Genomic DNA, 14,409 nt, shown 5'->3' with positions numbered 1-14,409 from the left:
TCTTCATGGCCTTTTTGTTTAACACTTAGTGTTGCACTTCAATTTTAAATCCGGGAAAATAAAGTTTTTCATTTACACAATAAACAAATATCATATTTATTTTCAGTGGAACAGGGAGCTACTTTAGCTCATTTATATTTTGGTAAAAGAATTCGAAAATATCATGGACAGTTAAAATATCCCCGTTTGCTTCGAGGCTTTTCAGGCAATTTGGCTGATGTACCAGGACGTGAGTTTTCTCGTGATACTTTGCCTGAAGAATATAGTAGTGCAGGCGAAATGGATTATCGCACACCAGCAACGGTTTTATATCAAAAAAATGGTTCAAATTCTATTTTGTTAAGATATAAGAGTTATGAAATAGTTGCAGGGAAGCCAAAATTGAATGGTTTGCCACATAGTTGGGTTAAAGACGAAGATGAAGCCCAAACTTTGATTGTTACTCTTGAAGATCAATTAACTCAGGTGGAATATCAATTGTTTTATACAATTTTTAGAGATTTACCAGTTATTTCTAGAGCTGTAAAAATAATTAATTCTGGAGAAGAAGTCGTTCACTTAAGAAAAGCCGCTTCAATGCAAATTGATTTTGGCAATGAAGATTTTGAAGCAATTACCTTGCCCGGAGCGCATGCCAATGAACGTCATCTGCAAAGAAGCAAGATTGATCAGGGGATTCGCGTCTATGTTAGTCATCGTGGCGCTTCCAGTCATCAGATGAATCCATTTCTTGCTTTAGTTAGACCTAATACAGATGAATTTGCAGGAGACGCATATGGTTTTACTTTTGTTTATTCAGGTAATCATATGTTTGAACTTGAGAAAGATCAAATTAATCAAATCCGTTTAAATATTGGGATAAATGATTTTAATTTTGATTGGAAACTGGAGCCAAATGAAGATTTTCAGACTCCGGAAGTTTTGATGACTTATTCTCCAAATGGCATAAATCAAATGAGCCAGACATTTCATCAAGTGATTTTTGACCATATTATTCGCAGTAAATTCAAAAATAAGGTTCGACCTATTTTGGTTAATAATTGGGAAGCAACGTATTTCGATTTTAATGAAAAGAAATTACAAGCAATTGTTGATCAAGCTAAGGATTTAGGGATTGAAATGTTTGTCTTGGATGATGGCTGGTTTGGACACAGGGATGCGGATAATTCATCTTTAGGCGATTGGTTTGTCGATCAGAGAAAGTTTCCTACTGGTTTGAGTCATTTTATTGATTATGTACATAATCAAGGATTAAAATTTGGTATTTGGTTTGAACCAGAGATGATTTCCTATGATTCTGAATTATATAAAAAACATCCCGATTATTTGATGCATGTTCCTAATAGAATTCCTAATCCAGATCGTCACCAATATGTGCTTGATTTAGGGAGGAAAGAAGTACGACAAAATATTTTTGACCAGATGGTTAAGATCCTAGATCAAAATCAAATTGATTATATTAAATGGAATATGAATCGTCATATCTCAGACATTTATGAAGCAGATTTAACGCCAGATGAGCAGGGTGAAGCATATCATCGTTATATTTTAGGATTATATGATTTGCTTGAAAAATTGACGACCAGATATCCTAATATTTTGTTTGAAGGATGTTCTGGTGGTGGCGGTAGATTTGATGCTGGTATGGCTTATTACACACCGCAAATTTGGGCTAGTGATAATAGTGATGCGATTGCTAGATTAAAGATCCAATATGGTACAAGTCTAGTTTATCCGCAATCATTGATGACCCACATGTTTCCGTGTGTCCAAATGAACAAAATGGTAGAGTAACACCATTAGCTACACGGGGTGCTGTAGCTATGTGGGGAGACCTAGGCTATGAACTTGATTTAACTAAATTGAATGATGATGAAAAAGAAGAAGTTAAAAAGCAAATAACTTTATATAAGTAGATTAGAAAGCTTACTCAATTTGGCACTTTATATCGTTTGAAGTCGCCATTTAATAGTAATCAGACTGCTTGGGAAGTAGTTAGTTCAGATAAACGTGATGTAATTTTAACTGTAGTAAATATTCTGAGTTCAGCTCAGCCTAGCTTTACTAAGCCTAAATTAGCTGGCTTGAATCCAGAATATGATTATAAAAATATCGCCACCAATGAAATAATCGGTGGCGATGAATTAATGGACACAGGTATTTATGATGAGGTGGCCCATCAAGATTTTGTGGCTAAAATGTATCATTTTAAAGCAGTCAATTGATTGCCTTGATTGATTCACGTTTATTTAAGTTGCCGTGACAAGTAACAGTTAGAGGAATACTGATATTTTCAGTAATTAAATCTTTAGCAAGACGGACTGCAGTTTTACCCATTTCTTTAGTATCCATATAAACACTGGAAAGAGTAGGAGTTAAAAAGCGATTGATATCAACATCATCAAAACTTACGACTGAAATATCATCAGGAATAGAAATATGGTGGTTGTTAAGAGCTTTGTAAACGCCTAGTGCCATTGGATCGCTTCCCACTACAATTGCTGTAGGCCGCTCTTTCAATTGAATGACTTGATCAGTAATTTTAAGAGCGGAATCTGCAGACCAATCGGTAATAAAAGAGTGACAATATTGATCCAAGTTGTGCAATTTCATCCAGGAAATATAACGAGTTTCTCTCAAGTCGCATTTTTCAGTAGTGATTTTTCCGTCTAAATCCATAATGGAAGATTTACCACCAATATAAACAATATTTTCATGACCAAGAGAATGAAGAAGATCCAAGATGTAAGTAGTTTTTTCTACGAAGTCATTTCGAATAATATTGCAGTTAAGAATATTAGTGTTGACATCGAGAAAAATTGCATTGTGATTGATGGTTTGAATCGATTTTATAGCTTCAGGCGTCATTTCACCTTCAATTAATACTGCTCCGTAGTTAGCTAAAATAGACCAATCTTTTTCTTGATCATTCATCTTAAAAGGTTGATCAATTCTTAAATGCCATTTTTTAGCTTCATCATAATCCCCATATGCATATTAAGAAAATATGGATCATCTATTTCTCGTGCATGGTCATGACGCATAATTAATGCAATTGAAAGTTGCGGATCATTTTGTTTAGGGCCCCGCTTTTTCTTGCCTTTGCTGTAATGCAGTTTGTTTGCTACATGAATTACACGTTTTCTTGCTTCGTCATTAATGTGAAAAGTAGGATCATTATTTAAAATGCGGGATACACTTGCAGGTGAAACGCCAGCGATCCGCGCAATATCTCTAATACTTGCCATAAAAGCCACCTCATATTTCTTCTTTTCGTAATTATAACATTTTAAATGAAGCCAAAGAAAAACACGCTATTAAAGCGTGTTTTTTTAGATAATAAAATAGTTTAGACAGTGTGTTGTATAGAAATAATAATCTTATTTATCTTCGTAACCCTTTGGGTGGCCCTTGTGCCACTTCCAAGCAGTTGCGATTACGTCATCAACATTTTCGTGTTTTGGCTTCCAGCCTAAAACAGTTCTTGCCTTAGTTGAATCAGCAACAAGTGAATCAGGGTCACCGCCACGACGTGGTCCCATAGTATAAGGAATATCAATACCAGTAACCTTCTTAGCACTTTCCAAAATTTCAAGGTTGGAGTAACCATGTGCAGTACCCAAGTTGAAGACATCTGACTTGTTAGTCTTCATCATATGCTTCAATGCCAAAATGTGAGCATCGATTAAGTCTTCTACTTGAACATAGTCACGTACATTAGTACCGTCTTTAGTATTGTAATCATCACCAAAGATAGTAAATTTACCATCACCAGAAATAGCACTCTTTAAAATATTTGGAATCAAGTGAGTTTCTGGAGCGTGGTCTTCACCGATAGAACCGTCACTTGAAGCACCAGCAACGTTGAAGTAACGAAGGGCAGTGTACTTAATGCCGTCAGCCTTGTCAGCCCAAGCCATGATCTTTTCCATCATCATCTTGGTTTCACCGTATGGGTTGATAGGGTTAAGTGGAGTGTCTTCTGTGATTGGCAATTTCTTAGGAATACCATAAGTTGCGGCAGAACTTGAGAAGACTAAGTATTTAACGTTGGCATCATTCATAGCTTGTAATAATGAAATCATACCGGTAACGTTGTTGTCGTAGTACTTAAGAGGCTTTTTAACTGATTCTGGAACAAGTGAGTAAGCTGCAAAGTGCATTACTGCATCGATCTTTTCATCACGCAAAATCTTTGATACTAATAAAGTATCTTCGATGTCGCCTTGATAAAACTTGGCTTTAGGATCAACAGCTTTTCTGTGACCAGTGTACAAAGCATCTAAGACAACAACGTCATTGCCTTCTTTAACTAATTTACGAACAGCATGTGAGCCGATATAGCCCGCACCACCGATAACTAAAACTTTCATGTGTATAACTCCTTTAATAGTTGTTAACTTTTTACTGAAATCGATTACATTGTAACACACAATTTAGTAAATGATTTACTAAATTCAATAAAATGCTTAAAATTAATTGAGTATAAATGAAAATTCGTGATCTAATTCTGGATTAATATGATAAGCACTCTCAACATCAGAGCCCCAACTATCGATGCCGCCAACGCCTCGAACTGCACCTGCAATTACTAACACAGTTCTGCGAACAAGTGGTAATTCCTCAATATGGGTGGCATTTTCGAGTTCTTCAGCGGTATAAGGCAAACAACTAAAATTGAATGGCTTTTTATCTTGTAGAATTGATAAACTAAATTTTTCATTTGTTTGATCAGAATTATTTTGAGTGGCTTCACGGTTAATAACTAACTTTTTAGTTTGCATGTGCATGCCATTTTCTTGCGGAACCAGATATTTGGTAACCGGTAATCCATCGATATGGAAACGACCTTCTTTAGCTCCGGCCATTCTATCAGGATAAGTTTCGCCGGATAAACCTTCATAATCGAATCCAGTAGCGGCAGTTGGCATAATTAATCGAATACCAATCACAGGTAAGGGTGATAATCCCTTCTTACCATAATAATGCATCGTGACTTTAATGTGACCGACATCATCAATATTATAGATGATTTTTGCATTTGTTGCAGGGATAGTTAAAGTTTGATAAGTAAATGAAATTTGAGCACTGCTTGCATATTCGTGATTGCTGAATTTATTGTTAAATGGAGCAATAGGTAATTCAGGAAAATCATGTTCATCTACTTTTAAATGAATATCAGTACATTTAGTGAACATATCGGCTCCGAGCCATTGAGCGGCCTTTAGATTGAATCCGCTGCCGCGATCGTTATCTGTAGTTGCTCGCCAAAAAGTGGGAGTAGGTACACGATAAAGCCATTCTTTGCCGTGTACTTTTAAAGATTCAAGTCCGCCGCGCTCATAACTAAAGATATATTGAAAATCTTGGCCATTCACGCCAAATGTGCCATCGCCGTAAATAATATGCAATTTTTTATTTGTGTAATCCATAGTAGTATCTAACCTCCTGCATTGCTGGTTTGGGTGTGCGGTCTGCGAACATTAAACCGTCGCCAGAGAATTCATAATCGGAGTGACGATCATCAAAGTCGCCACCGTAACGTAAGACATCCTGTCCACTGATTTCATCGTGAACTAATAATGCTTGATCAATAAAGTCCCAGATAAAGCCGCCAAAGTATTGTGGGTACTTATCAAGCAGCTTGATGTATGAACCTATGCCACCATCTGAGTTGCCCATATCGTGCATGTATTCGCATTCCATAAATGGTTTCGGTGGATCGTTTTGTAAGTATTCTTCAACTTGTTTTGGTGGCAAATACATACAGCTTTCAACGTCAGAAATTTTATCTTTTAATTCAGGACGATGCACAACCCCTTCATAGTGAACCAAACGTGTGTCATCGTGTGATTTATAAAATTCATTCATTGCGATGATATTGTCACCGGCGTAGGATTCATTCCCAAGTGACCAAAATAGAATAGAAGTGTGATTTTTGAAAGTCTCGTAATTATTGCGTGCCCGATCAATTACCGCTTCCTTCCACTGCAGAATAGAGCCAGGTACATTATAAGAAGGTTCAGTCTGTCCCATCTTTTGCCAAGTACCATGAGATTCAAGGTTGTTTTCAGCCATGACATAGATCCCATTTTGATCGCAAAGATAATACCACGGAATTTGGTTTGGATAGTGACATGTTCTGACTGCGTTAATATTATTTTCTTTAAATGTATTAATATCAGTTGTCATATCAGTCATGGTTACGCTGCGGCCACGCTTGTCATCCCATTCGTGGCGGTTAACTCCATTGATGATTAAACGTTTGCCGTTTAATAGAACAACTTTTTCTGAGCTAATTTCAATTCGTCTAAAACCAAATTGGAAGGGTACTAATTCAAGCAGATTTTGGTGTTCATCATAAACTTCAATTAAAAGTTGATAAAGATATGGATTATGGTTATCCCAAAGATGAACGTTTTCGAATTTTTCATCATTGATTTGAATGTTTTCTTTAAGAGCTTCTTTTTTCTCTAAAAGGGTATGACCCACAACATCTTTGACTAGTAGATGAATTGAACCAGTCTTTTTGCCAGTAAAATGAAGTTTAAGATTAAAAATACCATCCTGATAGTTATCTGCAACTCGTGGTTTAAGATCCATGTCATTTAAATGCGTTTCAGGGATGCCAAGCAATTCAACTGAGCGGAAAATACCGGAAAAGCGGAACATATCTTGGTCTTCCAGCCATGAAGCAGTGCTGTGTTTAAAGACTTCTACTGCCAAAAGGTTATCTTTGGCTTGAATGTATGGTGTTAAATCAAATTCTGAAGGAGTGAAGCTGTCTTCAGCGTAGCCTACAAAATGACCGTTGAGCCATACGTACATTGCTCTTTCAACGCCTTCGAATTTAATATGGACGTTTTTTCCAAGTAAAGCAGGTTTTAAATCAAATTGCTTTATGTATGAAACAACTGTATTGTCTTTACCTTGACTAAAAGAGCCCTCCTCAGGATCATTAGGATCTAGAGCGTAGGCAGGACGGCGGAAGATTTTGCCTTCCCAAGGATACCAAATGTTGGTGTATTGATTTTGAGTATAATCGTTTAATTCAATTTCGCTTGGAACTGAGATCGAATCAAAATTTGAAGAGTCAAAACTTCGCTCATAAAAATGTTTTGGGCGGTCCATCGGATTAGGAGAAAAATGGAATCTCCATTGTCCGTTTAGACTTTGCTGATAGCTGCTATTTTGTTTTTGCCACTCACGATAATCTCTGTAAAAGGGATGATCACTATGAGCGGGTAATTGATTAACTCTGAAAACTTCAGGGTTGTCTAACCAATTAATGGTTGCTTGCATGATCTGACCTAGTTTCTATTAAAAATATATCTTGAAAGCGGTTTTATTATAGCACCTAAGTAACGTATTTATTAGATTAAATAAAGAATTTATTCCAGCTCGCCAGGAAAATTTACTAGCTACAAAGCCCTAGTAAATGCAGATAACTAAAACTTTATTTATTGGAATTTAGTAAATGTTTTGTATAATAAAGATAGAAAATTTATAAAAAAGAAAAGAAATAATTATGACAACAATTAAAGAAATTGCACTGGAATCAGGTTATTCTCCTGCAACAGTATCACGTTTATTAAATAATGATCCGAACCTGTCTATTACTGCAGATACTAAAAATAAGATTTTGGAGATTGCTAATAGACTAGGCTATTGGGAAGATCATCAAGAAAAGAAAATTAAGCCAACAATTGCTTTGCTTTATCGAGTAAATCATAAGGAACAATTACAAGATGAGTATTTTACTTCACTAAAGCAGGCTTTGGTATCAACGGTGGAACGAGATGCACTGAAGATGAAAACTTTTTACGACATAGAGGATTTGATCAAGAATGCGTCTTTGTTCCAAGGATTCATCGGAGTAGGGGCAGAGCCAATTGAAAATGCACAGTTGGTAAAGTTACACAAAGTTTTGCCTAATGGTGTTTTTGTTGATACAAATCCAGCTCCAGAGTTATTTGATTCTATTCGTCCTAATCTGCCATTGACAGTTAAAAATGCTATCGATTTGTTTATCAAAAATGGCATTGATAAGATTGGTTTTATTGGTGGTGTCGGTCCTAAGCATGATCATATTCAGGAAAATGATTTGCGTTCAATTACTTTCGTTGAATACATGAAAACTAGAGGTATGGATACTAAATGGACATGTGTTGAAGGACCGTTTAGTGTTGAAAATGGCTATAAATTGGGAAAACAAGTCTTAGCTAAATACAAAAATGATTTACCTGAAGCATTTTTGATCGCATCTGATACCTTGGCAGTTGGCGTTTTACAAGCCTTTAACGAAGAAAACGTAAATGTGCCTAAGGATACTAAGATCTTGAGTATTAATAACAGTAATGTAGTTAAATATGTTTCGCCACCACTTTCTTCCTTCAACATTAATCAACAAGAAATGATTGATATGGCACTTGATACTTTGACTCGTTTAATTATCCGTCCAGATCGACCAAAGATTGATATCCGGATGAATACTAATTTGGTAGTACGAAAAAGCTTCGTTCCCCAAGAAAAGTAAATTTTTTAGTAAAGAAAAATATTTTTTGATAAGAAATAAAAAAGAGAATGTGAATAGCCCACATTCTCTTTTTATTTGCTCTTAAAGTAAATATTTTAGTAATAATAAATAAAAGATTTATTTAGTTAACAAAAGAGCGTATATTGCTTTCATGTAAGCGATTACAGTGGTTCATTTGGGAGGAAGAAAAAAGATGAATAATCGTAAAGTTTCAGGAAAACAAATCATTTCCTATGTGTCCTTTTGTTTGGGTAACTTAGGACATGCCGCATTCTATGGCGTAATGAGTACGTATTTTATTATTTTTATCACTAGTGCCATGTTTACGGGTCTGGATCATTCGGTTGCAGATAAATTAATTGGATTAATTACTGCGTTGATGGTTTTAGTAAGAATTGTAGAATTGGTAATTGACCCAGTTTTAGGAAATATTGTTGATAATACCAAGACAAGGTGGGGTAAGTTTAAGCCCTGGATTTTTATTGGTACGGTTGCCAGTTCCGCATTATTGTTAATTCTGTTTACCGGTATTTTTGGTTTAGCACATAAAAGTTGGATCCTATTTGCAATTTTATTTGTGATCATTTATATCGGCTTTGATGTTTTTTATTCATTGTCAGATGTTTCATATTGGGGCATGATTCCAGCCTTAAGTGAAGATTCACATGCCCGCGGTATTTATACTGCTTTAGGAACTTTTTCAGGTGCTATTGGTTGGAACGGCTTAACTATTATCGTTGTGCCATTAGTTACTGGGGTAACTTATGCTATGACTGGCAAGCATGAAGAGGGTGCTCCGGGTTGGTTTGCCTTTTTGGTCTAGGAACAGTAAATTTGCGTGGTGAAGGTTTTGGATCATATTATGATGATGGACAAACGGTTAAAAAAGGAGAACTGCTATTAGAATTTGATCGTGATTTAGCTCTTAAAAATGGTTACAAAGATACAATAGTAATTTTCTATACCCAACCTGGTAGAGTAGAAAAAATGAGTAAAATTTCAGCAGGAAAAATTGTTGAACATGGTCAAAAGGTGGCTGATGTACAGTTTAAGTAGAGGTAGAAAATGGGAAAAACATTAACTGATTTTTTATACGGTGGAGACTATAATCCAGATCAATGGCCTAAAGAAACTTGGTCTAAGGATATTCATATTTTTAAGCAGGCGGAAATTAATTCGGCAACGATTAATATTTTTTCATGGGCACTGCTTGAGCCCAAAGAGGATAGATTTGATTTTTCAAAGTTGGATAAGATTGTTGAGGAGTTATCTGAAGCTAACTTTAAAATTGTCATGGGAACTTCGACGGCTGCAATGCCAGCCTGGATGTTTAAGAAATATCCGGATGTTGCTCGTGTTGATTATCAGGGGAGACGACACGTTTTTGGGCAGCGACATAACTTTTGTCCGAATAGCAAAAATTTAGTGGATACCAGGATATTTTAACTGGCAAAAAGGCAAATAAAAAGATAGAAAGGTGGGATGTCCAGATTTTAACTAAATAACGTTTTAAAAAATTTTTCCCATATATTTGAGAAGTCGAGCTTAATACTTGGCTTCTTTTTCATTTTACATAAATACTTTATTTATTTAAGTAAACTATTTACTAAATAGAGCTAAGAGTATATACTAATACTTGAAAACGATTACAGAATAAAACTTGAGGTAAAAACTATGAATAAAGAAGAACTACTTAAGAAATACGAAGAAACTTTTAACGAAAAGGCAAAGGACGTATTTTTCTCTCCAGGTCGAATTAATGTAATTGGAGAACACACTGACTACAACGGTGGACACGTCTTTCCGGCCGCAATCAGTTTAGGTGTTTATGGAGTCTATGGTCCAAGAGAAGACAAAAAAGTGCGTCTTTATTCAGGCAACGTAGATGGCGAGATCGTTGAATTTGATATTGATGATACAACTGCTGAAAAAGATAAAGACCGTTTCTGGGCTAACTATTTCAAGGGTATGATCACTTATTTACGTGAGAAATATAATGGCATTGATCATGGCTTTAACTTATATATCGAAGCTAATTTGCCATCAGGTTCAGGTCTTTCATCAAGTGCTGCCATTGAAATGTTAATGGGAATCATCTTGAAAGATGAATTTAACTTAAACGTTGATCGCGTTAGCCTAGCCAAGATGGGTCAAAGAACTGAAAATGAATTTATCGGCTTAAATTCAGGAATTATGGATCAATTTGCCTGCATTATGGGTAAAAAAGATAGTGCAATTTTCTTAGACTGCAACACCTTAAAGTATGAATACATGCCACTTGCATTAGGCGATTACGAAATTATTATCATGGCAACTAACAAACCACATACTTTAGCTGATTCTGCTTATAATGATAGGGTTGCTGAATGTGGTCGTGCTCTTAAAAAGTTGCAACAAAAGCTTGATATTAAGGCATTAGGTGAACTTGATAACGATACTTTTGATGAATATTCTTACCTCATCAATGATGAAACAGAAATTAAACGTGCGCGTCATGCAGTTAGTGAAAATCAAAGAACTTTACGTGCAACTCAAGCAATGAAAGACGGCGATCTTGAAAAACTTGGTCGTTTAATTAATGCTTCTCACGAATCTCTTCACTATGATTATGAAGTAACTGGTAAAGAGCTCGATACTTTGGCAGAAGCTTCATGGCAACAACCTGGAGTGCTCGGTGCCAGAATGATCGGCGGTGGCTTTGGCGGTAGTGCAATTGCTATTGTTAAGAAGTCAGAGGCTGAGAACTTTAAGAAGAATGTTGGTAAGATTTACCGCGATACAATCGGTTATGATGCTAGCTTCTATGATGCAGAAATCGTTGATGGTACTAAGAGAATTTAATTAGTGTGAGAAGGGAAAGTTATGAAGGTTATTGAAAAATTTGCGGATGAAGTTATTAATAGCGGTGCTTACGAGCCATTAGATCGAGTATATGTTATTAACAAAATTAGAGGATTAGTTGGTGATCATGATGAAGAAGAAAACGATAAGCCAGCTGCCAAGCAATTAGTTGACTTGGCCGTTAAAAATGAAAAAATTCCTGACGATATCACCTCACGTGAAGTATTAAATGATCAACTTTATGATTTAGCTACACCAACACCATCTAAGACCAATAGTATTTTCTGGCAAAAAATGCAAAAGTCTTCAGAGAAGGCTACAGATTGGTTTTATAAATTATGTGAAGACAATAATTATGTTAAAAAAGAGGCTATTGCCAAAAATGTTGTCTTCTCCGGCACTAGCTCAAAAGGTCATGGCTTAGAAATTACGATTAATTTATCTAAACCTGAAAAAGATCCTAAGGCTATTGCTGCAGCGGCACATGCAACAGGCAAGAAGTATCCTCAATGTGCACTTTGCCTTGAAAATGAAGGTTATTTAGGTGGCTATGGTAAAAATGCCCGTTCTAATTTAAGAATCATTCGTATGAATATCGCAGGTCGTCCATGGGGCTTCCAATATTCACCATATGCTTACTTTAATGAACACTGTATTTTCTTAGATCAAAAGCATATTCCAATGGTAATTAATGAACAAACATTAATTAACTTGGTTGAAATTGAAAAGATCTTCCCACACTATTTCGTTGGTTCTAACGCTGACTTGCCAATTGTTGGTGGTTCAATGTTAGCACATGAGCACTACCAAGGTGGTCGTCATACCTTCCCAATGATGAAGGCAGGCATCAAGAAGACCATTGTCTTTGATTCATACCCAACTGTAATGGCTGGGATCGTTGACTGGCCAATGAGCGACTTGCGTTTAACTAGTGAAAATTCACTTGACTTAATTGACCTTGGTGCAAAGATTATCAAATTCTGGGATAACTATTCAGACACTGCACGCAGCATTAAAGCTTACGATGGTAAGACTCGTCACCACACGGTAACGCCAATCATGCACCGTGAAGGCAAGAACTTCGTGCTCGATCTAGTTTTGCGTGATAACAATACTAGTGATCAATATCCTTTGGGCATTTTCCACCCACACGAAAAGTTATGGCACATTAAGAAGGAAAACATCGGCTTAATTGAAGTAATGGGTCGTGCTATTTTGCCAGGACGTCTTAAGAGTGAACTTGAAGAAGTAAAGAAATACTGGCTGGGTGAAGATAACAATATGGCTGCTAGTCATAAAGAATGGGCTGATCAAGTTAAGGCTGAAAACGAAATTAGCTGGGACAATGTTGATCAAGTAATGCAGCAATCACTTGTCGAAGTATTTGAACAAGTTCTTCAAGATGCTGGCGTGTTTAAGAATGATGCAGACGGTGATGAAGGCTGGGATAAATTTATTACAGCTTTAACCAAAAAGATTAAGTAAAGTAATTGAAGCGAGATCTTGAGGGTCTCGCTTTTTGTTACCGGTAACGCATATGTTATTGATAAGAAATACTTTATAATATTAATGAAAGCGAATACAAAAAAGAAAAGGCGAGAACATGAAAACAAGTTTTAATAAATATGGTCGAAAAGATGGCAAAGATCTTTGTGAAATTAGTTTAAAAAATGACAACGGCATGGTTGTTAAGGTACTTAACTATGGTGCAACGCTAGAAAAAGTTTTGCTTAACGACAAGAATATGATTTTGTCATTAAATTCACCAGCTGATTATTCTCAAGAAAGAAATTATTTAGGTGGTACAGTTGGCCGAATTGCCGGTAGAGTCAGAAAAGGTCAATGGAGACATGGTCTTGAAATTCATCAATTGCCAATCAACGAAGGTGAGAATCACATTCATGGCGGAATTGGTACAGATACTGAAGTATGGGATTTTGAACCTTCTTGTGATGAAAACAGTGCACGAGTAGATTTAACGTTATTTGATCCAGATGGTCATAATGATTATCCAGGCAATTTAAAGATTCATGTCAAATATGAATTGGACAATGATGATACTTTGCATTATTCAATTAATGCGGTGAGTGACCAATTAACTATTTTTAATCCGGTAAATCATGTTTACTTTACCTTAGGTGAAAAAGATAATATCAAAGATCTTAAGCTAAAAATGAATGCTGATTATTATTTGCCAGTTGATCACTCTGGAATGCCTGATCGTGGAATGGAAGAAGTTGCTGGCACTGCTTTTGATTTTAGAAAGACTAAGCGTGTAGGGGATGCTTTGGAAGCTGACGATCCTCAAATCAAAGACAGAGGAGGCATGGATCATCCATTTATTTTAAATGGTAATCAACCTGGTGCAGTGTTAAGTTCTGCAGATCATAAGGTGATCGTGAATACTGATGCACCATCATTGATTATTTATACTGGAAATGGTTTTGATCATACTGGAAAATATACCTCTGATTTCGGCCAATATGCGGGAATTACTTTTGAAGCACAAATCCAACCGGCTGAAGGCAATGATTTGGGGCGCATTACGTTATTACCAAATGAAGAATTCAAGCGGAATGTAAGTTGGAAATTTGAGTAAAAATATGGGATTGGAAATTAATTATTTCCAATCCTTTTTTTGCTTGTCTCAGTGTTTAATACAAGTAAGAATTTTCTTAAGATAGTATAATTTAGCTATAGTTTATGAAACGAGGTAACTATATGCGTTTAGGAAAAGTGATTATTATATCTGCACTCTTGGGAGTCAGTACTCCGTTCTTAGTAAAGCAGACTCCAGTTGTTCAAGCAGCACAAGAAACGCAAAATAATACGTTTACTCTGAAAATTGCTTCTTATGCTTATCGCAAAGATGGTAAACAGGTTCATCTAGATGAGTTGCGGGATGCAAATGGAGAGAAAGTGGCTTTAAAACAAAATGGCCAGGTCACTTTGATTCCGAAGGGAACAGTTCTTAAATCAATGTCATTAAGTTAAGACATTGACAATTAATATTAGACTTTTAAAGCACTGAT

General features: G+C 36.0%; 11 protein-coding genes and 3 pseudogenes. 9 read left to right on the top strand and 5 right to left on the bottom strand.

All coding sequences use genetic code 11. The features are described from left to right. Positions 1-48: 48 nt before the first annotated feature. A pseudogene (locus CP357_RS07660) lies at positions 49-2,225 on the top strand (alpha-galactosidase). On the opposite strand, the gene CP357_RS07655 reads toward CP357_RS07660, so the two are convergent. The 5 genes from CP357_RS07655 to CP357_RS07640 all read right to left on the bottom strand — a co-directional run bounded on the left by CP357_RS07655 (position 2,218) and on the right by CP357_RS07640 (position 7,302). After that, a complete protein-coding gene (locus CP357_RS07655; RefSeq protein WP_233187238.1) occupies positions 2,218-2,934 on the bottom strand; it encodes a substrate-binding domain-containing protein in 717 nt (238 codons plus the stop codon). The pseudogene CP357_RS07660 and the gene CP357_RS07655 overlap by 8 nt on opposite strands. A 20-nt stretch (positions 2,935-2,954) precedes the next feature. Continuing rightward, positions 2,955-3,248: a LacI family DNA-binding transcriptional regulator gene (locus tag CP357_RS10605; protein ID WP_233187237.1), complete on the bottom strand. Its 294-nt coding sequence runs from the start codon at positions 3,246-3,248 to the stop codon at positions 2,955-2,957. A gap of 132 nt (positions 3,249-3,380) precedes the next feature. After that, on the bottom strand, positions 3,381-4,373 hold the full coding sequence (galE, locus tag CP357_RS07650) for a UDP-glucose 4-epimerase GalE (protein ID WP_098036985.1): 993 nt from the start codon (positions 4,371-4,373) through the stop codon (positions 3,381-3,383). Positions 4,374-4,475: 102 nt separating this feature from the next. Further along, the gene (locus CP357_RS07645; protein ID WP_061204852.1) at positions 4,476-5,432 is read right to left on the bottom strand and encodes a beta-galactosidase small subunit; all 957 of its coding nucleotides are present in this window, start codon (positions 5,430-5,432) and stop codon (positions 4,476-4,478) included. Next, the gene (locus CP357_RS07640) at positions 5,416-7,302 is read right to left on the bottom strand and encodes a glycoside hydrolase family 2 TIM barrel-domain containing protein (RefSeq protein WP_098036984.1); all 1,887 of its coding nucleotides are present in this window, start codon (positions 7,300-7,302) and stop codon (positions 5,416-5,418) included. Before CP357_RS07640 ends, CP357_RS07645 begins: the two co-directional genes overlap by 17 nt. Before the next feature lie 226 nt (positions 7,303-7,528). On the opposite strand from CP357_RS07640, the gene CP357_RS07635 reads away from it, so the two are divergent. The 8 genes and pseudogenes from CP357_RS07635 (at position 7,529) to CP357_RS07600 (ending at position 14,371) form a co-directional block, all read left to right on the top strand. Then, positions 7,529-8,536 carry a LacI family DNA-binding transcriptional regulator gene (locus CP357_RS07635; protein ID WP_087176775.1) on the top strand — a complete coding sequence of 336 codons (1,008 nt, stop codon included), beginning with the start codon at positions 7,529-7,531 and terminating at the stop codon, positions 8,534-8,536. 193 nt (positions 8,537-8,729) lie between these two features. Beyond that, a pseudogene (locus CP357_RS07630) lies at positions 8,730-9,350 on the top strand (MFS transporter); the annotation flags it as partial. Continuing rightward, a complete protein-coding gene (locus CP357_RS07625) occupies positions 9,338-9,592 on the top strand; it encodes a PTS glucose transporter subunit IIA (RefSeq protein ID WP_306424289.1) in 255 nt (84 codons plus the stop codon). The pseudogene CP357_RS07630 and the gene CP357_RS07625, both read left to right, overlap by 13 nt. Positions 9,593-9,601: 9 nt before the next feature. Next, a pseudogene (locus CP357_RS07620) lies at positions 9,602-9,958 on the top strand (beta-galactosidase); the annotation flags it as partial. 252 nt (positions 9,959-10,210) lie between these two features. Next, entirely contained in the window at positions 10,211-11,377 is a 1,167-nt protein-coding gene (locus CP357_RS07615) for a galactokinase (protein ID WP_098036983.1), read from the top strand. A 21-nt stretch (positions 11,378-11,398) separates the two neighbouring features. Continuing rightward, the gene (locus CP357_RS07610; protein WP_098036982.1) at positions 11,399-12,862 is read left to right on the top strand and encodes a UDP-glucose--hexose-1-phosphate uridylyltransferase; all 1,464 of its coding nucleotides are present in this window, start codon (positions 11,399-11,401) and stop codon (positions 12,860-12,862) included. Positions 12,863-12,980: 118 nt separating this feature from the next. Beyond that, positions 12,981-13,976, top strand: coding sequence for an aldose epimerase family protein (locus CP357_RS07605; RefSeq protein WP_098036981.1), 996 nt, complete (start codon positions 12,981-12,983; stop codon positions 13,974-13,976). Positions 13,977-14,098: 122 nt separating this feature from the next. Continuing rightward, positions 14,099-14,371 carry a hypothetical protein gene (locus CP357_RS07600; RefSeq protein ID WP_098036980.1) on the top strand — a complete coding sequence of 91 codons (273 nt, stop codon included), beginning with the start codon at positions 14,099-14,101 and terminating at the stop codon, positions 14,369-14,371. The last annotated feature ends 38 nt before the right edge of the window (positions 14,372-14,409 follow it).

The sequence above is a fragment of the Lactobacillus sp. UMNPBX6 genome, from assembly GCF_002553975.1.
GTDB lineage: Bacteria > Bacillota > Bacilli > Lactobacillales > Lactobacillaceae > Lactobacillus > Lactobacillus gallinarum.
Note: the sequence above shows the minus strand (reverse complement) of the source record. Positions and strands in the feature narration are given on the sequence as shown.

What these genes read in the sequence shown, in the direction of transcription:
- CP357_RS07655 (WP_233187238.1), bottom strand. Translation starts at nt 2,934, where the DNA reads ATGAATGATCAAGAAAAAGATTGGTCTATTTTAGCTAACTACGGAGCA.
- CP357_RS10605 (WP_233187237.1), bottom strand. Translation starts at nt 3,248, where the DNA reads ATGGCAAGTATTAGAGATATTGCGCGGATCGCTGGCGTTTCACCTGCA.
- galE (WP_098036985.1), bottom strand. Translation starts at nt 4,373, where the DNA reads ATGAAAGTTTTAGTTATCGGTGGTGCGGGCTATATCGGCTCACATGCT.
- CP357_RS07645 (WP_061204852.1), bottom strand. Translation starts at nt 5,432, where the DNA reads ATGGATTACACAAATAAAAAATTGCATATTATTTACGGCGATGGCACA.
- CP357_RS07640 (WP_098036984.1), bottom strand. Translation starts at nt 7,302, where the DNA reads ATGCAAGCAACCATTAATTGGTTAGACAACCCTGAAGTTTTCAGAGTT.
- CP357_RS07635 (WP_087176775.1), top strand. Translation starts at nt 7,529, where the DNA reads ATGACAACAATTAAAGAAATTGCACTGGAATCAGGTTATTCTCCTGCA.
- CP357_RS07615 (WP_098036983.1), top strand. Translation starts at nt 10,211, where the DNA reads ATGAATAAAGAAGAACTACTTAAGAAATACGAAGAAACTTTTAACGAA.
- CP357_RS07610 (WP_098036982.1), top strand. Translation starts at nt 11,399, where the DNA reads ATGAAGGTTATTGAAAAATTTGCGGATGAAGTTATTAATAGCGGTGCT.
- CP357_RS07605 (WP_098036981.1), top strand. Translation starts at nt 12,981, where the DNA reads ATGAAAACAAGTTTTAATAAATATGGTCGAAAAGATGGCAAAGATCTT.
- CP357_RS07600 (WP_098036980.1), top strand. Translation starts at nt 14,099, where the DNA reads ATGCGTTTAGGAAAAGTGATTATTATATCTGCACTCTTGGGAGTCAGT.